This window comes from Micromonospora sp. GCM10011541 (assembly GCF_042650725.1).
GTDB classification, from domain to species: domain Bacteria; phylum Actinomycetota; class Actinomycetes; order Mycobacteriales; family Micromonosporaceae; genus Micromonospora; species Micromonospora sicca.
In genome coordinates, this window is record NZ_JBHSBP010000028.1 from 16901 (window position 1) to 41543 (window position 24643).

Annotated in this window: 25 protein-coding genes and 1 pseudogene; 12 read left to right on the plus strand and 14 right to left on the minus strand. The window is 67.7% G+C overall.

The window, feature by feature from the left end:
• Window positions 1–344: 344 nt before the first annotated feature.
• The 4 genes from ACFOYX_RS12300 to ACFOYX_RS12315 all read left to right on the plus strand — a co-directional run bounded on the left by ACFOYX_RS12300 (window position 345) and on the right by ACFOYX_RS12315 (window position 3414).
• Window positions 345–626 carry a hypothetical protein gene (locus ACFOYX_RS12300; protein ID WP_322440058.1) on the plus strand — a complete coding sequence of 94 codons (282 nt, stop codon included), beginning with the start codon at window positions 345–347 and terminating at the stop codon, window positions 624–626.
• A gap of 125 nt (window positions 627–751) precedes the next feature.
• Window positions 752–1165: a hypothetical protein gene (locus tag ACFOYX_RS12305; protein WP_322440057.1), complete on the plus strand. Its 414-nt coding sequence runs from the start codon at window positions 752–754 to the stop codon at window positions 1163–1165.
• A 148-nt stretch (window positions 1166–1313) separates the two neighbouring features.
• Window positions 1314–1880, plus strand: a complete 567-nt coding sequence (locus ACFOYX_RS12310; RefSeq protein WP_322475089.1) for a maleylpyruvate isomerase N-terminal domain-containing protein — start codon at window positions 1314–1316, stop codon at window positions 1878–1880.
• A gap of 304 nt (window positions 1881–2184) precedes the next feature.
• On the plus strand, window positions 2185–3414 hold the full coding sequence (locus ACFOYX_RS12315) for an IS110 family transposase (protein ID WP_322440055.1): 1230 nt from the start codon (window positions 2185–2187) through the stop codon (window positions 3412–3414).
• A gap of 94 nt (window positions 3415–3508) precedes the next feature.
• Here ACFOYX_RS12315 and ACFOYX_RS12320 read toward each other — a convergent pair whose 3' ends face one another.
• The 5 genes from ACFOYX_RS12320 to ACFOYX_RS12340 all read right to left on the minus strand — a co-directional run bounded on the left by ACFOYX_RS12320 (window position 3509) and on the right by ACFOYX_RS12340 (window position 8031).
• Window positions 3509–4033 carry a hypothetical protein gene (locus ACFOYX_RS12320; RefSeq protein ID WP_322440054.1) on the minus strand — a complete coding sequence of 175 codons (525 nt, stop codon included), beginning with the start codon at window positions 4031–4033 and terminating at the stop codon, window positions 3509–3511.
• Between the two features lie 452 nt (window positions 4034–4485).
• Window positions 4486–5034 (minus strand): copper resistance protein CopC, encoded by a 549-nt coding sequence (locus tag ACFOYX_RS12325; RefSeq protein WP_322440053.1) that lies wholly within the window; start codon window positions 5032–5034, stop codon window positions 4486–4488.
• A 3-nt stretch (window positions 5035–5037) separates the two neighbouring features.
• Entirely contained in the window at window positions 5038–5547 is a 510-nt protein-coding gene (locus ACFOYX_RS12330) for a hypothetical protein (protein WP_322440166.1), read from the minus strand.
• Between the two features lie 61 nt (window positions 5548–5608).
• Complete coding sequence (locus tag ACFOYX_RS12335; protein WP_322440052.1) at window positions 5609–6748, minus strand: insulinase family protein; 1140 nt, start codon at window positions 6746–6748, stop codon at window positions 5609–5611.
• 8 nt (window positions 6749–6756) lie between these two features.
• Entirely contained in the window at window positions 6757–8031 is a 1275-nt protein-coding gene (locus ACFOYX_RS12340; protein ID WP_322440051.1) for an insulinase family protein, read from the minus strand.
• Window positions 8032–8197: 166 nt separating this feature from the next.
• Between ACFOYX_RS12340 and ACFOYX_RS12345 the strand changes: the two genes are divergently transcribed.
• The 5 genes from ACFOYX_RS12345 to ACFOYX_RS12365 all read left to right on the plus strand — a co-directional run bounded on the left by ACFOYX_RS12345 (window position 8198) and on the right by ACFOYX_RS12365 (window position 12600).
• A complete protein-coding gene (locus tag ACFOYX_RS12345) occupies window positions 8198–8743 on the plus strand; it encodes a DUF6423 family protein (protein WP_322440050.1) in 546 nt (181 codons plus the stop codon).
• A 74-nt stretch (window positions 8744–8817) separates the two neighbouring features.
• Complete coding sequence (locus ACFOYX_RS12350) at window positions 8818–10047, plus strand: MFS transporter (RefSeq protein WP_322440049.1); 1230 nt, start codon at window positions 8818–8820, stop codon at window positions 10045–10047.
• Between the two features lies 1 nt (window position 10048).
• Window positions 10049–11365: a hypothetical protein gene (locus ACFOYX_RS12355; RefSeq protein WP_322440048.1), complete on the plus strand. Its 1317-nt coding sequence runs from the start codon at window positions 10049–10051 to the stop codon at window positions 11363–11365.
• The gene (locus ACFOYX_RS12360) at window positions 11358–11795 is read left to right on the plus strand and encodes a DUF6187 family protein (protein ID WP_322440047.1); all 438 of its coding nucleotides are present in this window, start codon (window positions 11358–11360) and stop codon (window positions 11793–11795) included. Before ACFOYX_RS12355 ends, ACFOYX_RS12360 begins: the two co-directional genes overlap by 8 nt.
• Window positions 11785–12600, plus strand: coding sequence for a JmjC domain-containing protein (locus ACFOYX_RS12365; RefSeq protein WP_322440046.1), 816 nt, complete (start codon window positions 11785–11787; stop codon window positions 12598–12600). Before ACFOYX_RS12360 ends, ACFOYX_RS12365 begins: the two co-directional genes overlap by 11 nt.
• A 22-nt stretch (window positions 12601–12622) precedes the next feature.
• On the opposite strand, the gene ACFOYX_RS12370 is transcribed toward ACFOYX_RS12365, so the two are convergent.
• Window positions 12623–12727 (minus strand): multicopper oxidase domain-containing protein, encoded by a 105-nt coding sequence (locus tag ACFOYX_RS12370; RefSeq protein WP_369292974.1) that lies wholly within the window; start codon window positions 12725–12727, stop codon window positions 12623–12625.
• Between the two features lie 64 nt (window positions 12728–12791).
• Window positions 12792–13493: pseudogene (locus ACFOYX_RS12375) on the minus strand (multicopper oxidase family protein); the annotation flags it as partial.
• A 733-nt stretch (window positions 13494–14226) separates the two neighbouring features.
• Here ACFOYX_RS12375 and ACFOYX_RS12380 point away from each other — a divergent pair.
• The 3 genes from ACFOYX_RS12380 to ACFOYX_RS12390 all read left to right on the plus strand — a co-directional run bounded on the left by ACFOYX_RS12380 (window position 14227) and on the right by ACFOYX_RS12390 (window position 16324).
• Window positions 14227–14997, plus strand: coding sequence for a GNAT family N-acetyltransferase (locus ACFOYX_RS12380; protein WP_322440165.1), 771 nt, complete (start codon window positions 14227–14229; stop codon window positions 14995–14997).
• A 25-nt stretch (window positions 14998–15022) separates the two neighbouring features.
• A complete protein-coding gene (gene infA, locus ACFOYX_RS12385) occupies window positions 15023–15247 on the plus strand; it encodes a translation initiation factor IF-1 (protein ID WP_151462372.1) in 225 nt (74 codons plus the stop codon).
• Window positions 15248–15604: 357 nt separating this feature from the next.
• Window positions 15605–16324 carry a hypothetical protein gene (locus ACFOYX_RS12390; RefSeq protein ID WP_322440044.1) on the plus strand — a complete coding sequence of 240 codons (720 nt, stop codon included), beginning with the start codon at window positions 15605–15607 and terminating at the stop codon, window positions 16322–16324.
• A gap of 583 nt (window positions 16325–16907) precedes the next feature.
• On the opposite strand, the gene ACFOYX_RS12395 is transcribed toward ACFOYX_RS12390, so the two are convergent.
• The 7 genes from ACFOYX_RS12395 to ACFOYX_RS12425 all read right to left on the minus strand — a co-directional run bounded on the left by ACFOYX_RS12395 (window position 16908) and on the right by ACFOYX_RS12425 (window position 24329).
• Complete coding sequence (locus ACFOYX_RS12395; protein ID WP_322440043.1) at window positions 16908–17978, minus strand: IS110 family transposase; 1071 nt, start codon at window positions 17976–17978, stop codon at window positions 16908–16910.
• Window positions 17979–18759: 781 nt separating this feature from the next.
• On the minus strand, window positions 18760–19341 hold the full coding sequence (locus ACFOYX_RS12400) for a hypothetical protein (protein ID WP_322440042.1): 582 nt from the start codon (window positions 19339–19341) through the stop codon (window positions 18760–18762).
• Between the two features lie 392 nt (window positions 19342–19733).
• Window positions 19734–20168 carry a hypothetical protein gene (locus ACFOYX_RS12405; protein WP_322440041.1) on the minus strand — a complete coding sequence of 145 codons (435 nt, stop codon included), beginning with the start codon at window positions 20166–20168 and terminating at the stop codon, window positions 19734–19736.
• Window positions 20165–21277, minus strand: coding sequence for a hypothetical protein (locus ACFOYX_RS12410; RefSeq protein WP_322440040.1), 1113 nt, complete (start codon window positions 21275–21277; stop codon window positions 20165–20167). Before ACFOYX_RS12410 ends, ACFOYX_RS12405 begins: the two co-directional genes overlap by 4 nt.
• 310 nt (window positions 21278–21587) lie before the next feature.
• Window positions 21588–21764 carry a hypothetical protein gene (locus ACFOYX_RS12415; RefSeq protein WP_322440039.1) on the minus strand — a complete coding sequence of 59 codons (177 nt, stop codon included), beginning with the start codon at window positions 21762–21764 and terminating at the stop codon, window positions 21588–21590.
• A gap of 973 nt (window positions 21765–22737) precedes the next feature.
• Complete coding sequence (gene merB / locus ACFOYX_RS12420; RefSeq protein WP_322475092.1) at window positions 22738–23079, minus strand: organomercurial lyase; 342 nt, start codon at window positions 23077–23079, stop codon at window positions 22738–22740.
• Between the two features lie 68 nt (window positions 23080–23147).
• On the minus strand, window positions 23148–24329 hold the full coding sequence (locus tag ACFOYX_RS12425) for an alkylmercury lyase family protein (protein ID WP_322440038.1): 1182 nt from the start codon (window positions 24327–24329) through the stop codon (window positions 23148–23150).
• Between the last annotated feature and the right edge of the window lie 314 nt (window positions 24330–24643).

A 24643-nucleotide genomic window follows, 5' to 3' on the forward strand; every position in this document is an offset into this window, starting at 1 on the left:
ATCGTCTGATCGGCAGAAGGCCGGCCATCTCGGTGTGGAGCCAGCTCAACATCGCCCCCGTGTTCTCTTCTCTGGATCGATTCGGACCTCGGGCGCTAGTCTGCCCAGGCCGACTGTCAGCTCGCCCAAGGCGCGCCTTTGGCACATGAACCAGACAGACACAGACGTCGACCCTTATCGCTAACGAGCCGAATTCCGCATCGCCGCCGCCTGACGGTCGAGGCACGTACGGTCGCGGTCCAAGTGGAGCACACCATGGTCGGACTCGACGCCTCGCCTCCTGATGACTGTCAGACAGCCGGGACCCGGGGTGCACGGCGCTACATCCTGAAGGGTTGATGACTATGACGACGACCTACTCGGGTCCTGCGAGGCTGATCCTGGTCAACGGCGCATGCATATCCGGCATGGCTTCCCTCAGTACCAACCAGCGCGGAGGACTCAACGGCTGGGGCGGCACGTTCCGTCCGGACGAGATCACGACAGACCTTCGCAACGCAGTCGAAGGGCTGCAATTGGAACTGCCCTACGATCGGATGGGGACAGTGGCCGTCACCGGCATACGCAAGCTACTCGCCACGCAGGTGTTGATGTCGTTGGCAGGCCGCGGACCCGCACCATTCTGATCGTGCGCCGCACGGCCGCCGCTACATCGCCGCCGCGACGCGGTCACTCTGCTCTGACGCAGCGACGAGGGCAGGACCGTGTTGATCGGTAGACTTTGCCAGGAACCGTTAACTCTCATGCCGCGATGCGCGCGTTCAGCCCCGCTCCCGCAACGTCCGACTTTGCCGAGAAGAGTGCGTCTACAGTCGGTACCTGGTCGATGATCGGAGTGCCGGTTCGCATGACAGACCGACTGGCGGCAGTCGCCGAACTCTGGAACGCGCACACGCAGGCCCCGTTTCCTGGCCGGCTGAGAAGTGTTGACGTGGCCGGCGTCAGCATGGTGCTGCTCGATTCCAATGTGGCTGGCTGCGTCAGTAGCTGGCTGCATCGAGGCGGAAACATCGATGACGGGCGGTGGGACATCCTTGCGGCATGCGAGCAGGAACTCCTCCGTGTCATCCCGGAGTTGGACGACGATGAGGCCGCGTACTACCAGCGACTGTTGGACATGACGGTATTGGTCCTCAAAGCGCCGGACGACTCATCGCCCAACTGAGCCGTGTTCACTCACTTAGCGCGAGGCGATCGCTACGGTCAGTGATTGGTCCGCCGAGCTGCCCCGCGCGTGAACATGCCGATGAGCGAGTGTTTGGCGGTACCGCGACGCAGCGCAACATCTGGCAGGCTCCTTCGTCATGCGCCCGATGGACAGCCGTGATGTCGACCAAGCCGTGGCCGAAATGGTGCTGGTACTCACACCGCACGAGTCCGCGGACTGGCGACGCCCGGCCGGCACGCTCGACTGGAGCTGCTGGGAAACAGCCGCCCATGTCGCGCATGACCTCCTCGCGTACGCCGGGCAGCTCGCTGCTCGGCCCGACTCCGCCTACCTCCCGTTCGACCTGGTGGTACGCGACGACGCGTCTCCCCGCGACCTGCTGCGAATAGTCGCCGGCGCAGGAAACTTGCTGAGCACCGCGTTGGCCGCATCCGACGCTTCGGTACGAGCCTGGCACTGGGGCCCGACAGACCCGAGCGGCTTCGCGGCGCTGGGCGTAAACGAGACGCTGGTGCACACCCACGACATCACCGAAGGGCTCGGCATCCACTGGCATCCGCCTGAATCTCTCTGCAGCTCCGTGCTTGACCGGCTCTTTCCCCACGCTCCGGCCGGGGATCCGGTCCAGGTGCTTCTCTGGTCCACAGGGCGTACCGACCTTCCCGGCCGTCCTCGGCCCACCTCCTGGGTCTTGAAGGCTGCGGTCGAATAGGCCCACTGCCGGATACACCAGCATCCGCTCACTGCGCAGACTCTTCCTGTCGACGGTCTCGTCGGGCACCGTGTCTGGTGCCGGCGATCTCGGGTCGTCGGCGCACCTGGTCCCCACCGGGCCACCGCCTCGTCCGCTCGACCGTGAGAGGTCCGGCATGAGTTCCGCGGGGCCCGGTGGTCCCAGGGCACGTATGACTGGCGACAGGGCTGCGCGCCGTCGAGCGCCGATCAGTGAGCGACCGGCTTCCGTGTCCTGAGACCACCAGGTGCCCACCTGCTGCTGCAACAGCAAGGAGGACACTATGAGTGTCGGACACCATTCCTCGATGCGTCGACCAACTGCGGGCGTCGACTGGGCCAGTACTGAGCACGCCCTCGCGATCGTTGGCCCCGACGGTGTCGAGGTTCAACGGATGATCGTCGAGCACACCGCTGCGGGGCTGCGGAAGCTGCTGCGATGCCTGCAGCAAGCCGCTGTGCTCGAGGTCGGTATCGAACGCCCCGACGGGCCCATCGTCGAGGCCCTCCTCGAGGCGGGGCTCACGGTCTTCGTGATCGCCCCGAACCAGATCAAGCACCTGCGCCGCCGCTACGGCGCAGCCGGTAACAAGGACGACCGCTTCGACGCCTACGTCCTGGCCGACACCGTCCGCACCGATCACCATCGCCTGCGTCCCCTCACCGTCGACTCTCCCGCGACAGTCACGTTGCGGATGACCGTCCGCGCCCGCAAGGACCTCATCGCCGCCCGGGTCGCGATGGCCAATCAGCTCCACGCCCACCTCGAACATGTTCTGCCCGGCGTGATCGGGCTGTTCCGCGACATCGACTCCGCCATCACCCTGAGTTTCCTCACCCGGTTCGCGACTCAGGACAAGGTCGACTGGCTGTCGCCACGCAGACTGCAGAACTGGCTGCGCAGCGTCTCCTACCCCAACCCGGCACGAGCCGGGCTGCTGCACGCCCATCTGCTTGCGGCTACCCGCGGGACCACCGGTCCTGAAGCCACCGCCCGGGCGCACGTCACCGCTGCGTTGGTGGCTGGGCTTACTGCCCTGCGGGAGCAGATCAGCGCGCTGGATGAGCAGATTGAGCTCCAGCTGCTGCAGCATCCCGACGCGGCAGTGTTCACGTCCCTGCCCCGGGCGGGGATCGTGCGCGCGGCCCGGCTTCTGGCTGAGATCGGTGACGCCCGCGGCCGCTTCCCGACGCCCGAGGCACTCACCTGCCTGGCCGGGGCTGCGCCCTCGACCAGGCAGTCCGGGAAGGTGAAAGTCGTCGGCTTCCGCTGGGCCGTCGACAAACAACTCCGTGCAGCGGCCATCGACTTCGCCGGCGACTCCCACCACGCCAACCCCTGGGCCGCCGACCTCTACCGGCGGGCCCGGGCTCGCGGCCACGACCACCCCCACGCGACCCGAATCCTCGCCCGCGCCTGGCTGCACGTGATCTGGCGCTGCTGGCAAGACCGCGTCCCCTACGACCCCACCCGCCACCGCGCTCTGCAGGCCGCCCTCGCCCCCGCCGCTTGACACAGGGCTACTCATGCCGCAGACCGGGTGCGCCGGGAGTTGGCCTGTTCGTCACCAGGAGCACCAGTCATGGGGCCTGCCTGAGGACACGCCATCATGCCGGCTGCCTGGGAGTCATGCTTGACCGGTCGATCGGCCCTGGCGGCATGAGTCGGCCAGCCTCGTAGGCGGTCAGCCGACGCAGTATCTCCGCACGGTCGTAGCTCGGGAAGCGGACCAACAGGAGCCGTAGCTCGAACTGCGACTCGCGCCGCTGGTCGAAGGTTGCCCCGTCCATCGGCCGGGCGGACACGTGCCACGAGTCCGGTGCTGCCCAGTGCGTCATCCGCAGATAGAAGGCGTCGCGAGGACCGGCCTGGGCGAGCGCCGTCAGGAACGCCAACCCGTCGTCGATCGGGAAGTCGATGTAGGCCCAGCCCACTTGCGCAGCGATGACCGGGGCCATGTGCGGCAACTGCTGCGGCCAGTCGGCGTTGCTCTCGCCCGCATTCTGGCAACACGTCCACGTCGCCAGCCCCAGACGCCAGACGACCTCGATTATCGGTGCAAGCTCCTCGTCGATGTCGGCGCTAAGGTCGCCCACGCTGACCCGGCGGACTGGGTGCAGGTTCGCGCTCACCCGCGCGATCTTACTGATCATGGATGTCGGGCGTGAGCCGGAAGTAACGGCACCTCGCCCTCCAACGTTCTCCAACGTGGCGCGCATTCTGCCGCCGAGCGAGCGTCATGTTGCCTGATGGACGTGCGCTCGACGTGCGGTCGTGCCGAGAAGCAGGCACCGGGACACCGCGGGAACGGCGTGCTGCGTCTGTCCTCTGGTACCGAACGGGGTCGGACCGGGCCTCGCCGCGTACATGGCCTCGGGAACGTAACCGTGACGCCGAGGAGCACGCCGAGGAGATGCTGAACCTGCCGTCCGAGTTCGTCGGCCGCGGAACCCTGTTCGCGTTGCGCGTCCAAGGGGGCTCGATGATCGAGGCGGCCATTACCGACGGCGGCCAGCCGACGAACGCGCCACCGCCTGACCCCGAGGCCTCCGTGCTCGGCGTGTTCTTCCCCGGCTCGAAGCCGTCATACGTCGATGTCCCGCAGGACCCACTTCTCCCGGAATCGACGGGGAGCTCGTACCCGCGATCTCCCGCGGAGGACGGTCAGCAGCGCGACGAACAAGGCCGCATCGATCGCGAGCAGGGTCATGTTCGCCGCGCTCCGCTCCACATGATCGTGATGGGCGGAGGCGATGGGTGGGTTCGCCCGAATCCCGAATCCGATCGTCCCGGAAGCCTCCTCCCCGTCGGTGAACACCGCGTGATAGGCCACCGAGTACGCGCCGTCGAGCGCGGTGGGCAGCGGCATCGTCAACCGGCGGCCATCGACGGCGAATGTCTCCGAGGCGGCTGGCGTGCCGTCCGGCCGGGTCACCGCCAGGTGGGTCGCGCCCGGATCCACCAGCCCGTCGAAGACAAGGACCAATGCCGGCTGCACCGCGGCGAGCCGGCTGCCGTTGGCGGGGGAAGCCGAGACGAGCGCGGCTTCGTGGCCTGGTGCGGGAGACGTGGTCACGACCGTGGCGGTCAGCAGCGTGATGGCGAAGCACGCGATGAGGGCCCGCGCGGCCATACCTCAGATCCCGGCGCTGGAGGCCAGCGCGACACGGTCCCCGAACTCGCGCGGCCGGCAGCTGCAAGTCATCGTGCTTGCCTCGGTCTCGGTCGGGCGCAGGTGCCGGTATACGGCGACGACCATGGGGAGGAAGACCACCGTGTTGTAGAACAGGTGCAGCTCGACACGGGGCGCCACGAGCTGGAGCAGGCTGGTGGGCACTGGCTGCCCGGCGATGAAGTGACCCGTCTGCGCCTGTACGAGCAGGAGCAGGTGTTCGAGGTGATGCCAGAACTGGATTGCGAGCGCCGCGGTCCACCAGCGCCGTGCCGAGCCCTGGAACCCGCCTCTGAGCAGCCACAGCCCGGCCAGCATGACCAGGGCGTACCCGTAGTGCAGCCACTCGGACGAGATCAGCCATGGGAACGGCATTCCCAGCACGCCCCGGGCCTGCGGTCGCGGCCAGCCGAGGTACCAGATCTGGACGGCCTGGACGAGATGCTCGGCCCAGTGGGCCAGGACCACGGCCATGAATATGTTGAGGGCGGCTCGGTGGTGGCGGGTGTTGACGCTGAGAGCCAACGTCTTCCTCCTAGGTCAGGATCATGGTGAGATCCGGGGGACGACACAGGTGGGTCCGCATGACGCCGTGCAGCCGGTCGGCGAACACCTCGCCCACCCGCCGCGGCCAGTCCCGGCGCTCGGCCTCCGGTTGCAGGCCCAGGTCCTGCCAATAACCGGAGAGGGTGAGCCGCGACTCGCCGGACGACCACAGCGTCCGCTGCTCGGCCACCGTGTGCGCGACGGCAACGGCGCACTCGGCCGGGGTGGGCCGGCACTCGGTTACGAGTTCCCTGACGCGGGCCGTCGCCTCGTCGACACGGTCCGCCGGGACCCGTACGGACACCTGCCACAGGCCGCGTTCCGGACCGGAGCGCAGCATCGCCCACGGCGAGTAGCTCCACCCGCGTTCCTGACGGAACGTCCGCATCAGAAGCGACCGATAGTGGCCGCCGAGGATGCGAGCAGCCACGGCGAGCGATGGAAAGTCCGGATGGGTCCGGGGCGGCGTACGCCAGCCGAGCCGGACCAGCGCACTGGCTTCGCTGGCCACGTCGAGACGCAGGGTGGCCGGGGTCGTGGCGACGGGCTCTTCCGCCGTGGCCACGACGGCGTGCGCACCTTCGGTCAGTCCGGCGATGGCCCGCTCCACCGCCGCGTCGGGGACGAACGGGCTGACGAGGGTGGCGGTCGCCGGTCCGAGGCCGGGGAACGACGGGGACACGGCGGACATCGCCTGGGCCATCTCCCGGTACAACTCCGGCCAGGACGGCGGAGCGGTGTGCAAAGTCAGATCGGCGATGAGATCGGCCGTGCTCTCGCTGTCCGCGCTCATCCACTCCCATACCGCGACGACCTCGTCGGCCGCGGCGCGGGCTAGTTCCGCCGGCGGCGGCGTCTGGAGTGCGGCACGAATCAGATCCGTGGCCGCCGCGAGCCGCTCGGGGACCACCGTGACGTACACCGCGATGCCGTGACCGTCGGCCGAGACGGTCAGCAGAGCCCCGAGGGTGGTCAACCGCGCGTGCAGGGGCAGCCCGTCCACCGGGAGTTCCGGCACTGCGGCGCGCAGCAGGCGAGCTGCGACCAGACGCTGAGCAGCAGTCCCGGACTTCACCCGGATGCGCAGCCGAAGCCAGGCGAGATCGGCGCTGGGGCGCAACAGAGTCACCAAACCGGTCATGACCGCGGCCCTCTCGTCAGCAGGCGGGCCGGGGCGGCGGCGAGGGCCGCCGCGGCGGCTCGGACCTCGGCGGGATCGGCGGCCGCGAGCAGGCCGGGAATCTGCAGGGCATGGTTGGCGTCGCCGTACACCAGTTCGGCGGTCGCCATGATCTTGCTCTGCTCTGCGGGGTCGTCCCACGCTGCGAAGAACCGGACCGCCAGGGTACGGGCGGCGGCCGCCACTGCGTCGGCATCCGTGTCGTGCGCGAGCGACCGCAGCACCTCACGTACCGACGGCACCCAGGATTCAGGGTCGAGGTCCGCCGAGTGGTGTATCTCGACGACGAACGGGAGCGGGGCCGCGATGCCCCAGGGGTCACCGAACGGGCCCCCGTACGCGCTGACCTCCAGCGCCTCGATCTGTTCCTCGAGTGCGCCACCGTGGTCTCCGACCAGGATGTCGGCGAGCACGGTCGCCGCGATGTGGCCCCAGCTCATCGGTTGATCGGGCAACGACCAGGCGATCGCGGTGGCCTGATGCGGCTGCCGCGGCGCGATCAGCGCGTACGGCGCCGCGGGGGTGAGCACCGGAGTAGGCCCGGGGGTGTGGTCCTGCACGGGGACGGCCGCCTCACGTTCGGCCACGCCCAGCACGGCCATCAGGGGGGCCGGGTCAGCGGCGCAGATGGCCAGGACCGCGTTGTCCGCTCGGTAATGCCGGCTGAAGAACGCCGTCAGGGCGGCCTCGTCGACCCGTCTCAGCGACTCCAGGTCGCCGTACCCGTTATGGGCCAGCTCCTGCGAGTCGTAGAGTGCAGCCGGCAGCCACAACCAGGGAAAGCCGCCCATGACGGTGCTGTCCATCGCGGCCGAGATCTCGTCGCCGACGATGGTGACCTCGGTAGCGATGCGGCGCGCGTCGATCGCGGGCTCACCCAGGATCTCGAGCAGGCGGTCCAACAGGGTGGGAGCTTCCTCGGCGACGACTTGACCGTGATACAGCGTGAGATCGGGCTGAGTCACCGCGTTGCAGCTGCCGCCGGCGGCACTGAGCCGCTGTGCAGCGGCCGTCTCCTGACCACAGGAGACGTGTTCGGCGAGGTGCGCCAGTCCGGACCAGGCCGAGGTCTCGCTCCGGGAGCCGACGCGCACGGCGAGGGTGGCGGACACGACCTCGCTGTCCGGCGTTGCGCGCACCAGGACACGCAGCCCGAATGGCGAGCCGGCTCGGAAATTGTAAATCCCTGATGACTTCGTATGGCTATCTACGCTTAGCATCGCCGCCAACATAGCGGACCCACTCATGCGTGTCTACAGTCCATCGTAGACGCGCGTACCCTAGCACTTCCGGGGTGAGCAGGCAAGGGCTATTCGCAGACTCGATTGGTTGCACTTCTGTGGTGACGTATGTAAATTGCAATTTGCGACTGCCATCCAAACCTATGGAGGGGTTCTGATGACACTGTCCATTCCGGGATATGACCTGCGCACCCAGGTCCGGGCCCGCGACATCCAAATGGCCGCCAGCGCCGATCTCAGCCGTCGGGTTCTGATGGTCTCCGGGGCCATCGACACCAAGGACCACGACGTCGCGGTGACCTTCCTGCTTCCCGAGCCAGGTCGCTGGCAGGTCATCAAGTCCGAGACCAACCTGTCCGACGCGTCGTGGCTGACCTGGCAGATGACCGCAGGTGAGGGCGTCCGCTTCGTGCAGGACGAGCAGGCGATGGTCGTCTCCCAGCAGTTCGCGAAGACGTTCATGACGCCGGACCAGAAGCGGATCACGTTCTACGACGGCGAGGTCCGCCCGGGCGAGGCGGTGCTCAAGATGTTCACGATTGAGTGCACCAAGCGTCGCAGTGACGCTTCTCACGCCCGTTTCTCGCCTGCGCCCACCGAGAGCCCGAAGAAGATCAAGGACATGGTTGACGACTACGTGGCCAACGGCATGCCGAAGAAGCCCGTTATCGAGGTCGTCGTTCCCGTGACCTTGATCGGCTAATTTTCTGAAATGGATTCCCGGAATGGTCGCGGGGTGGCCCGCGGCCATTCCTGGCCTTAGTCGTAAGAGCGCAGATGAAAAACGGTTTCAAGGTATTTCTGACCGCACGCACGGTCAGTATTTTCGGCGACCGGGTGGCTGGTGTCGTTCTGCCACTCGCGATTCTGGCGGCAAACGGTTCGGCGCTCGCCGCCGGGTTGGTCGCCGCGGCTCTGCGACTCCCGGCGGTCCTGGCCGCCCTGCACCTCGGCGCGCTCGTCGACCGGTTCGACCGACGCACTCTGATGATCTGCGCCGATGTGGTCGGCGCTGTCTCGTTCGTCGCGATCGGTGCTGAGATCGTGCTCGCCGACGGGCGGCTGCCCGTGCTGGTTCTGCTCGCGCTTCTCGCCGGCACCGCGGAGACGGTGTTCAGCACAGCGTCCGGCAGCTACCTGCCGAAACTGGTCGACGAGAAGCAATTGATGCGGGCCAACGGCCTGGCCGAGGGATCGGACGCCGCCGCCACCCTGGCTGGTCCCGCCGCGGGTGGATGGCTCTTGCAGGTGTTCGGTCCGTTCGTGGCCTTCCTGACCAACGCCGCCAGCTTCCTCACCTCCGCCCTACTGCTCATGTGGCTGCCCGGCAACCGCCCGCCCGCCCGAGCCGACGTGGCCGCCGACGAATCCCTGTTCGCCGGACTGCGCCTGATCACTCACCAACGGCGGCAACGGCTGCTGCTCACCGCCGCGTGTTACATGCATCTGCTGACCGCCGTCGCATTCCTGCCGCTGCTGGTGCGCATGCGCGACGAGCTGGGACTCGACCCGGAGACCATCGGCCTGGTCATCTCCGCAGCCGGCGTCGGCGGCCTGATCAGCAGCCTGTACATCGCCCGCTGGTGCGAGACCCGGCAATGGCCGCTGCTGCTGGCCGTCGTGCTCGGCGTCAACGGCGCCGCGGCCGGCTCTTTCGCCCTGCTCGGCGGCGCCGGCTGGCTGGCCCTCGCGGTGCTGATCCTCGATGGCGCCTCGGCGCTCGCCTTCATCATCGTGTCCGCGACCCGTCAGCGCATCACCGCTGACCACGTTCGCGGCCGGGTGCTGGCGGCGGGCGGCGCGGTGACCGCGCTCGTCCGGCTTCTCGGCATCATCGCCGTCGGAGCGCTCACCGAACGGTTCGGCCCGAATCCCGTCTTGATCGGGCTCGCGCTCATCGGTATTCCGTTCATCTTGCTCCTGCTCACTGCCTCCCACAGCTCCGGCTTCGCCGCCGAGGATTCAGAAACGCCCGCCACCTCCAGACAGACCGTCGGAACGGAGTAGCGTGACCGTCTTTCTGCCCCCGCCCGAATTTCTCGACTCGCCGCGCGGACGCCGGTTCGGAGCGCCGCCGCAGCGGTACCGAACCGACGCGCTGCCGTCTACCGCCAGCGTGGTGATCGTCGGTGGCGGACTCGCGGCCATCGGTCTGGCCGGCACTTTCTGGCATGCCGGCATCCGTGACTTCGTCATCGTGGATCGATCCAGCCGGCTGGGCGGTCAATTCCTCGATCGAGCCGACACCCTCGGACAACGGGTCCTGCGCTCGCCGTACGACCACCATCCCGGGGCGGAAGGCTACCGGGATTGTGAACTGCTCGACTTCGCTCGGCTGCGCTGGTCACTGCTGACCGAGGGAGAGCGCCTCCAGGTGCGGCTGGCTCAGGCCGGACATCGATCCGTAGTGCCGATGGACGTCTTCGAGGCGTACTGCGACCACGTCGTCGCTCTCCACGGCCTTGCCTACCGAGCCTGGCAGGGTGATGTGCGGCAGATCGACCCCAATGACGACGAGGTGCTGGTACGGACGTCGCTCGGCGACATCCGGGCGGAGAACGTCGTCCTGTGCACCGGCGAGGAATCGGTGACCGCCCCGGCGGACTGGTGGCCCGGCGACACCCCGCCCGAGGGCGTGGGGTACTGGTCCGAGCCGGTGGGCGTGGCAGACGGCCCGACCGTCGTGGTGGGCGCCGGCCTGAGCGCGGCGCACGTGGTGAGTAAGGCCTTGGCCGCCGGCGGACAGGTGCACTGGGTCATCCGCGAAGTGGCGGAACGGTACCAGTGCGCGGACGTCAACGCTTCGTTCTTCCGAGCCGAGGGCCGATCGCGCTTCCACGGCACCACCTGGCAGGACCGGCTCCAGATGATGGGGCAACACCGGCGCGCCTCGGTGATGTTCGAGTTCCGGCCGGCCCTCACCGCGGCGGAGGAACGCGGCAGCCTGGTCGTCCACCGCGGCACCGGCGTCACCGCTGTGCACGGCAGGACCGATGGCGGTCCGGCTGCCGTGGACCTCTCCGACGGCACGTCGGTGAGCGGCCACCAGGTCGTTCTCGCCCTGGGCACCCGCCCGCTGATCGGCGCGGAACTGCTGCCCGCCGACGTGGTCTGCGCCCGGGACGGCTGGCCCGATCTCGACGAGGTCTCCCTTGCCTATCGTGCTGCCCCGCGGGTGCACGCCCTGGGCGCGGCCGCCTGCATGGTTCTGGGCCCGGCCGCGCGCAACATCGACGGTCATCGGGTCGGAACCTCGCGGATCGTGACCAGCATCCTGTGGCAGCTGGAAACCTCTCCGCGACGCACAGAGGTAACGCATGTCTGAGCTTCGATACGCCGACCCGGCCGAGTTCGACCTTCCCTACCTGGACGCCGATCCGATCTCCGAGGCGGGCCTGATTCTCCTGGGCCTGGACGCCGAACGGATCCTGGCCATGCTCGGGTTCGCGACACTGACAGCCGATCCCGGTGCTGCGGTGCTGGTCGTGGACTCCGCGTTGCACAACGGCGAGTTCAGGATCTCGTTCTCGGCGGCGGTCGCGGCGGGCGGCGCGGAATGGCGCCGCCACCGGCCGGCGTTCGCCGCCGCGGACGGCAACCGGTTCCGGTCCGGATCTCCTCGTGAAGCTTGGGCCGCGATGTACGACGTCGCCCGAGCCGCCGTCGCGGAGAACACCAGTTCGACCACCGTCGCCTGCCTGGCAGCCTGCTGGTTCCGGCGTGAGGAAATCGATCAGGTGACCCATGTTCGATGAGGCCCTGCGCGGCTGGGGCATGCCGCACGACTTCATGGAAAAGCACTGGCGGTGCTCGCCGGCCGCGGGCCGGCAGAACCCCGACGCCCCCGGCGTTCCGGCGCCCGTACAGGTGCGGGAACTCCTCTCCTGCGGCCTGCGTGCCGACCGGGTCACTGTCTCCACCACGGGCCGGCTGCATCACCCTGCCGAGTTCACCGTGGAGCGGGTCATCTCAGGCCGGACGGTGCCCGACGTCGTCGACCCCGACCGGCTCTCCGGCCTCGTCGAGCAGGGCGCAACCGTGATCCTCGCCGACGGTGAGCACTGGATGCCGTGGTCGACCGCCCTCGCGGCAGGCCTGGCCGAGGAGTCCGGCTGTGAGGTCCAGGCCCATGTCTTCATCACCGGCGGCAAGCAAGCCGGGCTTGTCCCGCACGTCGACGGCGAGGACAACTTCCTGCTGCAGATCGACGGGAGCAAGAGCTGGTCGCTCTGGCCGAACCAGGGCGGCGTGTCTGCCCGTCATGTCGATCCCGACCGGTTGGGCCCGCCCGCGATGACGGTGGACCTGCATCCGGGAGACTCTCTGTACATCCCCGTGGGCTGGGTCCACGCTGCCGTCGCCGGTGACGAAGGCTCGACGCACATCACGTACCAGGTCGTTCCGGTGAGGCTGTCGGACGCCCTGCTGGATCAGCTCGCCGAGGAACTGGAGCCACTACTGGGCGAGGACCTCGCCCCGATCGGCGCAAGCCCACCGCTGGCAGCGAACATCGCCGAGGAACTGGTGGCTTCCATCGTCGGCCGTCTGCAACGCCGGTAGGTGCTCCAAGGTCATCCGCCGTTCAGCCGCTCACCTGGAACGTGGCCATCATCGCCATGTCCTCGTGTTCGAGGTTGTGGCAGTGCAGCAGGTATCGCCCGGCATGATCGTCGAAGCGGATCGCCACCTCGACCAACTCGTGCGGGCGCAGGTCGACGGTGTCCTTCCAGCCGTGGTCGCCGGGGGCCGGAAGCGCCGCCGTTGCGGGAGATCACCTGGAACGGCGACAGGTGGATGTGTACGGGGTGGTGGGCGTCGGAGGCCAGCAGCCAGATCTCCACGTCGCCCAGCCGCGGGGTCGCGCCGATACGCTGTGGGTCGAACTCGCGGCCGTTGATGATCCAGCCGTCCGTCTCCTCTCCCATGATCTTCACCGTGCCCTTGCGGAACATCCAGGGCCGGGCCGTAGCCGCTCTCCGCGGCAGCGCCTCGATCTTGGAGAGCCGGGCGGGAATTCTGCTGTCGTCGGTGGCCGTGCGGGCCACCACGAAGCGCATGACCTTCCCGTCGCCGTTCTTGAGAACCACCTTCGTGCCGACCGGGTACGCCGCGAAGTCGACGATCACGTCGTAGCGTTCCGCCGGGGCGACCGCGATCGTGGTGTGCTCGACCAGCGCCTCCAGCAGGCCCTGGTCCGAGCCGATCTGGGTGAGCGGCGCGGGCGGGTCGAGGGCCAGCTCGTAGCGGCGGGCGTTGGAGGCGTTGAGGATCCGGAACCGGTAGCGGACCGCGTCGACCTCCAGCTCCGGCCAGGGAGCGCCGTTGACCAGGATGACGTCGCCGGCCGCGCCCTGCATGTGCTCCGCGTCGATGCCCGGCATGCTGATCAGGTGCGGGTCCATCGCCGGGTATTTCAGGGCGCCGTCCGCCTCGAACGCCCGGTCGGTGATCATCAGCGGGATGTCGCGACCGCCTGAACCCGCCCAGTGCTTCCTCCTCCTCCTCGGTGATCAGGAAGAAGCCGGCGAGGCCCCGCCAGACCTGCGGGCCGGTGAACCCCATCCGGTGATCGTGGTACCAGAGCGTCGCCGCGCGCTGGTCCAGCGGGTACGTCTCGCCGCGGCAGACCCCACACCAAGATCATTGCTAGCGCTAACCGCTGTACCGATCCTCCTCAACCCCGTTCCTGCTGGAACTGAAAACAACGTGCGCACATGGGCCCTCACAACGGCAGCGGCAACGTAAGCACCCGACTTCGGTCCTCCACCGCAGCCGCCCGCGGCCCGCAGGTCTCAGGTGTTGACCCGACGGTAGACGCACTCTTCTCGGCACGTCCGCGCGTCTGCCGGCAGGTTCGCCGTGACGCTGTGTGGTGGACGGACGGCGGATCGGCTCACCCGCCCGTGACGACGGCCGAGCGCGGTCTGCCCGCGCCGTGGCCGTAGGGATACGGCCATTCCCCCTTTCGATCATGGAATGGGTGCGGCATCGCGCACGCGCCGCAAAATGGTTGGACGGTGTGACGGGCGGGCTGGTAGCTTCCGTCGCGCCGTGACACTGCCTGAGGAGGTGAGACCCGTGAACGTTTGTATCGATGTGGGTGCTCCCCTCGTCGTCACGGACCGGCTACTCACGTAGGTGTCGCCGGGAGCGCCCAACAATGGCGATCCCGAAAGGCACCAACTTATGAATCATGTGGAATTCAGCCACGCCGTGCTGATTTCGCGCGTCGCACCCGGCCAATGGCATGCGCTGGAGGACGACCTCGTGGTCGGCCGCGGCGAGGCGTCGCGCCGGCCCGACGGGCGGATGTTCGTCAGCATCGACGCCTGGCACGGCGCGGCCTTCGACCGGCTGGCCGAGGCCATGCTGACGGCCCTGCGGAGGCCGCTGCACACGGTGGTCGACGAGGCCGACCTCGACCTGACCGCCCAGTGGCAGCGAGCCGGCTTCACAACACGGCGCCGGGAGTGGGAGTACTCGGTGCCCACTGACCCACGCGCCACGGGCCTCGACTCGGCTCTGCCGCCGTCCGGCGTGACGATAAGGGCCTTCGGCAGTGCGGAGGAGGCTCCGCTACGCGCCCTGGACGGCACGATCCGCGACGAGGTGGCGGCCGGCCCTGGATGGCAGGACATGCCGGCCGAAGTCTTGGTTCTTCCCGTGCTGGACCCGTCGAAGTACGCCGTGGCGGCACAGTGCGGCCAATACGTGGGTCTGCTGCGGGTCGCGATGGTGACCCGGCTGCCACGCATAGGGCTGATCGCCGTCCGGGCCGACCGTCAACGCCGCGGCATCGCCCGGGCGCTGCTGGCACACACGCTGGGCGCGTTGCACCACATCGGCAAGGAAACGGCCTCGGCCGAGGTGACCGAATCCAACATGGCCGCCACGGCGCTGTTCGAGGGCATCGGCGCCCGGCGCACCGGCAGCAACCTCGAACTGGCCCTCCGGTGACCGCGAACGAGAGGAGGCGCTGACCATGGCAAGAACATCAAACGGCATCGAACTCGAGGGCACCGTCCTCGAATGCCTGCGCAACGCCACCTTCAGGGTGGAACTCCAGAACGGCCACAAGGTGCTGGCCCACATCAGCGGAAAAATCCGTAAGAACTACATCAAGATCCTTCCGTACGACCGGGTGCTCGTAGAGCTGAGCCCCTACGACCTGACCCGAGGCCGAATCGTCTTCCGCTACCGCAGCTAGCGCCGTTCCCGGCGGTGCGGGCACCCGCCTCCGGGCCGATCGCCCGCACCGCTGGATCCGCCTTCAGCTGCCCACAAGCCGGACCCGGAGCCTGGCCGCGGCACGAGCGGCCATCACCCGGCCGTGCCGACGCAACGGCAAAACGGGCAGCCCTAGCACCTCGGCTCGCTGCTGCTCCTCACGTTCTGTCAGCTTCTTCTTCCACCCGGCCACCGCGCTATTCGATCAATCGGAGGCCCGAGAGGGAAAACGGATACGAGCGCGCCACCCGCGAGGAGTGACACAGCGTAGCGCGCGATTCGCGGCAGATCCGCGCACCCGATCGCTCGTCCCACCGCGCGCGGCGATAATCACCGGGTGTCGGAACGTCTTGTCATCCAGAGGTTGATCACGGCTGCGGCACGCTCTACCTTGCATCCCCTCGGTCTGACGCAGAAGAATCGAGGGCGGACCTGGTACGACGACCGCGGATGGTCTTTGATCGTCGTCGAGTTCCAGCCCGGACGGAGCCCCGGCACGTATGTGAACGTAGGCGCCATGTGGCTCTGGACCGAGCGCGTCTTCTGGGCCTTCGACGAAGGTTGCCGTTTGTACTGGCGCGATGACGCGACTTTCGTCTCGGAGCCGCCGCTCGGCGAGGGGGGTTGGCGACAGCAGGCCGACTTCCTGAATACCGACCAGTTCACGCGTGACGTGGCATTGGCGGTCAAGGTCGCGGCGGCTCGGGTGACTGAGCTGCGCACGCAGCTTCCTGACGTCGCCGCGGTGGCCGCACGCCTGACCGGACGGCCGACCCGGTTGGGCGAATCACCCTTATGGCACGCATTTCACAGTGGCGCGGCAGCCGCCCTCAGCGGAGATTTGTCGGCGGCGGCGCGAAGCCTCACCGAGGTCGTGTCGGCTGACCTGCAGGTGGAGTGGGAGCATGATTTGGCTGCGGAGGCGTCTGAACTGCTTGGTCTCATGAATCATCCTGTCGCGTTGCGCCGTCGCCTTGTCGAAACGATCGGACGCAGCCGACACATGCTCAAGCTCCCAGCGGCCGACCTCGACTCCGGCTGCTTTGGCCTCAGGTGACGGGAAGAACCACCAAGAGGGCGGCCAGTCCCAGCGGCATCCGCTTACCTGCATCAAGGGTGTGCGTCAACGAGGTGTTTCGAGTACTGACCAGGTGGTTTTGGGCGTGGTCCATTTTCCTCCCTGCCCCCGATGGGTGCTGTAGACCGCCTGCGGGTGGTCGGGTCAAGGGCCGCGCGTGCGCGGTCGCGGAGCGACGCCGTAGGTGCCCTTGACGCGGCCGGCGGTGGGCGGATGATCAGGCGCCGGGGGCGGGGGAAGAGGTTGGTGGGAGCGGTGTTGGTGTGCGGGGTGGGCGGCTCCTCGGGCGGTGGTTGGTGGGGTCCCTGGTGGTGGTGCGGGGTGTGGGCGGGGGCAGCCAGGCTTACCTATGGCCTTCGGGCACGAGTTGGCTGAGCCCGAGACATGATGATCGATTGGGTGACCCCCGCCCGGCGGGGGTGCGGCCGCTCAGTCTCATAGGGCCGTCCGCGGCGCCGGTGGCCGGCGGGGACGCGGTCTGACAGCGGATTGGCGGGAGCTGGCCGCGGTTGGTACCCCATCGCGATGACTGTTTGCCGGTCCACGTCCACATCCCCGGACGTCACCGGGTGGCCACCGCGGACGACGAGGTGGGTTGGCGGGTGATGGTGAATGCGTCGTCGCCGAGGTCGGTGAGGATGTGCACGGCGTGGCGGACGATGCGCCGGGCCTGGGACAGCGCGGCCCGGTTGCCGTCGTAGCGTTCCCGCACCGAGGTGTAGTAGCCGTGAGCCGGGGCGTGGCTTCGCGCGGAGGTCTTGGCCGCCTCGAACAGCAGCCAGCGCAGCACCTCGGGCCCTTGCCGCGACAGCCGGCCCGGGCTTCGTTTGCTGTCCGAGGAGCGCACGGTGATGTCCAGGCCGACGAACCTCACCGCCTTGCGGGAGGCTGAGAAGCGGTCCGCGCCGCCGAGCCAGCACACCAGCGCCAGGCTGGTCATCGGCCCGACCCCGTAGATGGCGTCCATGAGCGCCTGCGCCCCGGCCACCTGCCGGGCGGTGGCCACGATCCGCTGGCGCAGCCGGCCAAGATGCTCATCCAGGGTGTCCATGACCGACAATGCGGTGTTCACCTGCAGCCGTCCCGCCGGCGACAGCTGCTCCGAGACGATGCGCATCAGCCTCTCGCGGCTGCCGCGGACCACCCCCGCCTGGCCCAGCGCGGTGGTGCCCTGGTGGAAGCAGGTCGCATGGACACGTTGCGCCCACCCGGTGTGCTCGGCCCGCAGGTCGCTGTAGAGCTCCAGGATGGCCCGCCACTCCAGCACCGGTTCGGGCGGGATGTAGCACTCCGGCAGCCTGCCGGCGTCGAGGAGCTCCCGCAGGTGCTTCGCGTCCGCCTTATCCGTCTTGGCGCGCCTCTTAGGTCCGCGCAGCGCGGCGGTGTCGGCCGGCTCGGCCAGGTGCGGATGCACTCCGGCCTTGTGCATCTCCTCCACCACGTATCGCCAGCCGGTGCACCCCTCCAACGCAAACGCCACCGACGTGCTCGTGTCGAAACGGGTCAGCCAGGCGGCCAGGCGCTCCCGGTCGGCCGCGGCGATACGGCCCCGCTCCTGCCTGCCCGTCTCCGTCTCGACGTAGTCGAACGTCAACTGGTTCCGGTGGATGTCCAAGCCACCTACGATTGACATCGCGGGACCTCCTCAAGCTCCGTGACCACCGATGTCCAACGCACCGAGAGCCGACTCTCGTCAATGCGTCTGAGCTGAGGAGGCCCCCGCGAAACCGGATCTGTCAAGACCCGGAAGCAACGCGGAGCGCGTCGACAGCCCCCCCGGCCACGCCGAACGAAGCCGATGCATGTCATCTCATCGGCATGTGCGGACGCTTGTGGGACCGCCATGGCCAGAATCGCGGCCGGTCCGAGCGACTCCGGGGTGAGCACTCCGTGGTTCTCCGGTGGCGGCGCCGACGGTAGGTATGCGCACGAAATGTTGTTGATCTTCGATGATGTGCGCGCTGTGTGCTCTCCAGCGGATGTCAACCCGGGTGAACCGGTGCCAACCCGGGTCACCGTGGCCGACCGCCGGTCGCATTCCGGGGTTCGTGTGCTCCGCGTGTGGTCCTGGCCTGGGAGAACGGGGGTCCGGGTGACGTGGGTGAACGTGGGCCACTCCCTGCCACCCCAGGTGAACCCCCAGGTCGCTAGACTAGGCCCCCGCGCCCTCGTAGCTCAGGGGATAGAGCATCGGTTCCCTAAACCGACGCCCATCTATTGCCTGCAGCCGTTTGACCTGCGATTCAAGCTCCTATTGCGCCGATGCCATCACATTCGCGTGTATTCTGCTCGGTGCGTCGGTTATCAGCCTGGGACTGCCATGATGCTGCCGAAGCATCATGGCGAGCCGGTCTCATCGACCATGCGGGCTCTCGCCGGCGGGCTGACGGTAGTCGCCTTCGCATCTCACGAAATTACGGACACGAGATGCCGAGGGCCTCATCTTTGCGCTTTGCCGTCGTGGTCGCCTCGGCATACAACTGTGCCGCCTGAGTTATGGCGGTCTCCGGGGGCACCTCTGCCTCCTGCATCAGATCCACGAAGGTTGCCAATCGGTCGAGCCGGACGCCGTACACGTCCAGCCAGTCCTTCGCCTTGTCCCTATCGTTCGGATCCGATGGCAGTTCGAGGCCACTGACCTTTTTGTGCAGATCCGAATGAGCGGCTTCCAGATCTTGCAAGGCCGAAACGGTTTCCTGTCGAGACTGCGCCGCATCGTTGCGCTCGCGTGCGGCATCCGCCCGCGGTCGCGCGACCGCGCAACTCTTGTTCACCCCCGACACCCAGTCCGGCAACGGCCGCCGGCCAAGCGCTGGCTGCCTCCCGTCGGCCAGTAAGCCGAGGACCGCGCTCACCAGCACCACCCCAGCCAAGCCAGCCAATACCCAACGGGTTCGCATTGTCGCCGGACGAGGGATCCAGTTCGCCAGGATAGCGCCGGCCATTGCGAGCACGCTCAGAATAACGATCAGGAGTAGTCCACGCACGGCAGTCACGGATGGCATCATGTCATAGCGATTCACCGATGGGTCGCCCGGCGACTCAGGCGGCGAACAGCTAACCTCGGCCCTTCGTCAAGGGCTGCGCGGCGGCGGTCCCGGGGACGCGAAAGTGCCTTCTGATCTGGAACGATGTGACTTGTCTAGTTAGTCCGGCCTCGGCCGCCACCGTTGATGTCAACAGCTGGGGTCGGGCAGATCGCGGGGCTCGTCGCAATCGCCGATGAGGGCGGAGAGATCTTGGGGGTCCTTGGCGACCCGTCGCCGAGGATCGTGCCGGCGGCGTTGAGGCCCCACTCCGACCTCGCCTGCGATATGAACTGCAGGACGGGCGTGGTCCTGATCCCGAACCCGCCGCCGTCGGAGATCAGCGGCAACCGGCATGCTGACTACATCTTCCAGGTGCGATCAGGCTGCTTGAGCTCGTGGACGACGAATTCGACGTTCCCGAGGTCCTTGAAGGGGCTCGACTTGGCGAGCTCCGTGATCGAGTCGAGCAAGCTTGCTGCCGTCGTGGCATCGTCCTTGCGCATCGCGACGTCAAGGTTGTCGAACAGGCGCCGGAAGTTCTCACGGCGCTCGTCGTGGGTCAGCTCCAGCCCGCGGAGCAGTACGTCGCGCTGCGCGACGATCCGTTCCCGCTCGGTTGCCTCCCAAGCACGGATCTCTTCGCGCCGCGTCGACTCCTCCTGGATGACCTTCACCCACTGGTCTGCGGTACCGACCATCTGGGAGAGCACCTGGCCCAGGTCGACAACCTGCGCCGCCTTGCCAACGACAGAGGCCGGCTTGCCCAGAAACGTGATATTCGGGACCTTGCTCATGAGTACTTCTCCACGATCTTGATCGACACTTCGGTGAGTTGACCGGTGTCAGGATCGAGAACGGGTGTCTCGATCACCTCACCAATCGCGGTCACGAGTTGCAGCGCCCGAAGGAAGTCCGCGCCGTGAACGTCAGGATCGAAGTCGAGGACTTCGAGCTCGTCGACCGCGTGCTCCGCCCGGACGACCAACCCGGAGAGAACTGCCTGCAGTTCACTGATACGCGCGTCGACGCTCTTCAACAGTGCTTTCGCAGTCTCCATGTTCTCAATGGACACCGCGACCTTCGCCGCGTACTCCCGCGCTTTGGTCTTCTGCTTGGCACCGAGGATGCCGACAGTGATACCCGTGATGAACGCTGCAGGAGCGATCATGATCAAGTTCAGAACGACCGCACCCGCAGCCATGCCGCCGCCGCCCGCCGCAAGCGATCCGCCCCCAAGCCACGCGAGGGTCGCATTCGTGGCGGCCGCACCGCTGAGACCACCGATGGCAGCGCCCGTGCTCGCCGACGCGAAAGCAGACACACCCCACAGGGCGGCGCCCTGTGCGCTGGCCGCCGCACCCAGAGCTCCGAACCCGCCGGTCAGCCCCGTCCGCGCCTGTTCGACGTCGAACTTCAACTTCGGCAATGAGGGCACCGCAACTTCCACACCCGCAACGACCTCGCGGTCGAGCCGCTCAACAAGGTGCTCGTTCTTCTCAAGCCACGCGGCGAATCGGCCGATCGTCTCGGCTTGTGCGCGAAGTTGATCCTTGCCGTAGTCCTCCGCAAACTCGTGCGTACGGCCCTGGCAGACCTCAACAGCGCTGACTGCCAGCTCATGGTCGCGCTGCGCCGCCTTCGCCGTCTTGTTCGCCTGGACCAGATCGGTGACGCCCTTGCCAGCTGCGCCGACCCCGGCGGCAATCAGGGCGGCGAGCGGGATGACAAGTGGTGCGACCAAGATGCCTCCGATCGGGGTGCCGAACAACAGGTACCTGATGTTCCCATCGAAGGGCGGGGAGCGCGTGCCGCCGATCAGGTCTGGTTGGGCTGCTGTTCGGCTCGCTGCGTCCCTTCGTCCGGGCGACGTCCCGCCTTCTTCGGCCTCGGCCTGGCGGCCCACGCACCCGACCCCCGCCGGGGGGAGCCTGATCGCGGTTGTCAGCCAGCGCCAACAGATGTCGTCCTACGCGCTCACGCTCGGCGGCACTGTCGCTCCTTCCGACCGGCGTCGTCGCGTGGTGCGCCTTTTGCTGACGCGTTGCTGACTCCGCCTGACAACGGCTGGCCCGCGTCCTACTTCTGGTCCTGGTCCCGCTCGTCGCGGACGTCCAAGGATTACCGGCGAGGCGGTTGCTACGCGCCGGAACTCCGGTCGGACCCGCTACGCCGCCTTGCGGCCGCTGGCCAGGTTCCGACGGCAGGCCGTAGTGCTAATGGCGCTTCTGATGCCGTCGAACCTGGTCCTGTAACAGCGCGAGGCGGCGATTGATGTCCGCGAGCTGGGTTGCTGCCTGTTGCGCGCGGACATGCAGCTCTTCCAGATCCATTCTGAGCTGTTCCTCGGTGTCGACCTCGACCGGCGCGGGCACCTCGACGGTGGTCGTCATGCCTGTTCTCCCCACGATTGAGCAACCCGCGGAGGGGCCCCGGGTTGGGCAGAACGTACCCCGCCATCTGAGCAGGGAAACGATCGTCGGCTGACCCGCCCACGAGTGGGCGCGTCGGGTAAAAGGCGATCAGGCGGTTGGGCGGACAAGGTTTGCGAGACGCATGTAAACGAGAAATACGACCATCTCGGATTCTGAGACATGTAACAGACCACCGCCACTCACCGCCTATTGCTCTTGGAAGGTCGGGTGCGCGGCCTCCACGACCGGGCGGGACTACCGATCCGACCCCCTCGGCCCCGCCCGGTCCCAAGACGGAACAGCGCCATGACGCCATTGGAGGCACCACATGATGGCTAAGCCGCCGACCCGGACCCCGCCACCGCTGTGGCCAGACCGCCGCCACGCCGTGGCTGTACCTCCCGCGTGGAACCAGCCAACGCAGCCACTTCCCCGGACGCCGCAACCCGCCCGCCAGTGGTCGACCTATGGCATCTTCGGCGGAATCATCCTCCTAGTCGCGTGCCTCGCCATCCTGGTGACCATCCTGGCCAGATAAGGAGGCCGGGCACGCCCGCCAGGCACCTCGGCCAGGACCCGGGCACCAGGAAAGGGGCTGAGCCGCCCCGCTGCCGGACGCCTCGATTACAAGCTCTGGGCGCGTCGTCCGGCGGGGTTCGTCCGCATCCGCGACCTCGGGCCACCGTCCACAGTCGGCGGCTGGCGGTTGTCCTCGTCCCGGCCGGTTGCTGTCACCGTTGCTGTCGAAGCCATTGCCGGACTCCCACACTGCCAGGGGGCTCTCCCGAATCGCCCTGGCCTGCGACGGTCGTGACCTGCGGCCAGGCGGTCACTCTCCCCGCCAGTCCCCGTCAAACCCCTGCTGCGACCCATCGACCCGGCATGGATCTGGCACGCTGCCGTCATCATGTACGCCCCATGCCACGGAACGAAGCTCAACCACCACCGGGCCCTATAGCGCCGATCCGACGACGGCCTGGATGAACCAACCCGCGCCGGCTGCCGCCTGTTGAACAGGAAACACGGCGATGTCATCGCGTCCTCGGGCCGCAGCCCAGTGACGGGCGGCCTGTACCGAGGGAAAGAACAGCTGGTCATGGCAGTAGCTGGACAGCACCGCCGGGAGGGTGTCGCCCAGCCTGTCGCCCCGCGCTCGCACGAAGGACAGGGCAACACCACCGGCTGTAATTTCCTCCACGCCGTTCGGTCCTACCCGCAGGGAAATTGGCTGTCCGGTCGTTTCGAACGACGACTGGACCTCGATCGTCTTGCCTAGCACCCGGGGCAGCCACAGGGTGTCCCGGGGCGCACCACGCGTACAGCGTCTGCCCGTCGACGGTCAGCCGGTGCGGCGACGGCATGTCAGGCAGGGACAGGCCCCAGAAGGCAACGATCCTGCCCTTGCCGTCCCGGTGGTGAGTGTCTGCCAACACACCATCGAAAGCGGCGACCACCTGCTGTTCCGGCAGGCCAAGCCGCTCGGCCAGCGCTGAGGGGGTGACCGGCGTGCCCCTCGGCGAGCAGCCGCCACAACCCGACGGCAATACGGGATTGCACCGGATCGAGCACCGGCATGACCTTGACGTAATCCGTCAAGATCCGGTTCAGCCCACCGGCAAGCAGCGGCTCGAAGATGTCGCGGCCGAGCATCACGGCCTGGTCCTGATCGAGAACGGTGGCCGCCAGATTGGGATGGGCGCTGATCCAATCCTGGGCGTTAGAGCCGCTCGTGAAGAAGTTGATGGTGGAGCAGCACGTGTCCACGGAGCGGCCGGTGTTACCAGTGGCGGCGTACACGATCACCGCTTCCGCCGGCTGGTAGGTGGCGGCACCGTTGGTGATGGTCGCCCGGACCGGTTGGCCGGTGTGCGGATCGGCAGAGGTGATCGTCGCGTCGGTGCCGAGCATGAACGGCATGCCCAAGGCGTCGATCGCGCACATCGCGAACACCTCGACATCGCCGAATGACACCACATGTGGCGTGGGTGTTGGCGAGAACGGGTAGGCCGCGACCAGACGCCCGGCGCTATCTACGGCGACAAGGTCTTCCCGAGCAAGCTGGCGTAGCGCCTTCGCGGTGTCTAGGTCTGCCGCGTCGACAGCAGCGCGGATGTCGGCGTCAGTGGGAGCAGTCCCGGTCGCGGCGAAGTGACGCAGGATCGCTTGGTGTACCTGCCGGAGCCTGTCCGGAAGTTGCTCGGCGCGGCTGGGCCGGTCTGTCCGGATAGCGTTGCCCGGCTCCGCGCAGCAATCCACGACGCTCGGCTCCGTCACAATGGCGGTGGATTCGGCGCCCATCGCCTGGCGCAGGGCAGCACGGATGCGCTCGGCGGTGGGCAGATCGAGCCGACAGGCCGCCGGTCCGTCGCCGTCGCCACCCATCACGTCAACGCCGTTGACCAGGACCGAAGGCGACGGATAGTCCCCCACGACCTCGGTGACCACCCCTAGCGGCAGGCCGAGATCGGCCAACGCCGCATGCAGCTCCTGCCTAGCCGGAGCAAGGTTCGGACAATCAGGCACGGAACGAAGCTCAACAGCCACCCTGCCCTCGTCCACACCATCTGCTACTGCGGTCAACACAGCCCTCTCAGCAAGCGGCTCGCGGGGTGGCACGAGGCACACCGCCTGGCCGTCACGGCTCTACCCGTACCAGACCGGACCTTCCAGCACAGGGGAAGGTCAAGGCGCAATGCCGTTAAGTTTGGGCGTTTGGGCAGGCCAGCAGGGGTGTCGGTGGTCCCGGATGGCGAGTGATCCGGTCGGTGGGGCGTTTCACGCGGTAGGAGTTGTGCCGGGCGCGTTTGATCACGCGGGGGCAGGTTCGGTGCCGGCGTTCGGGGTTGGGCTGTTGCCGG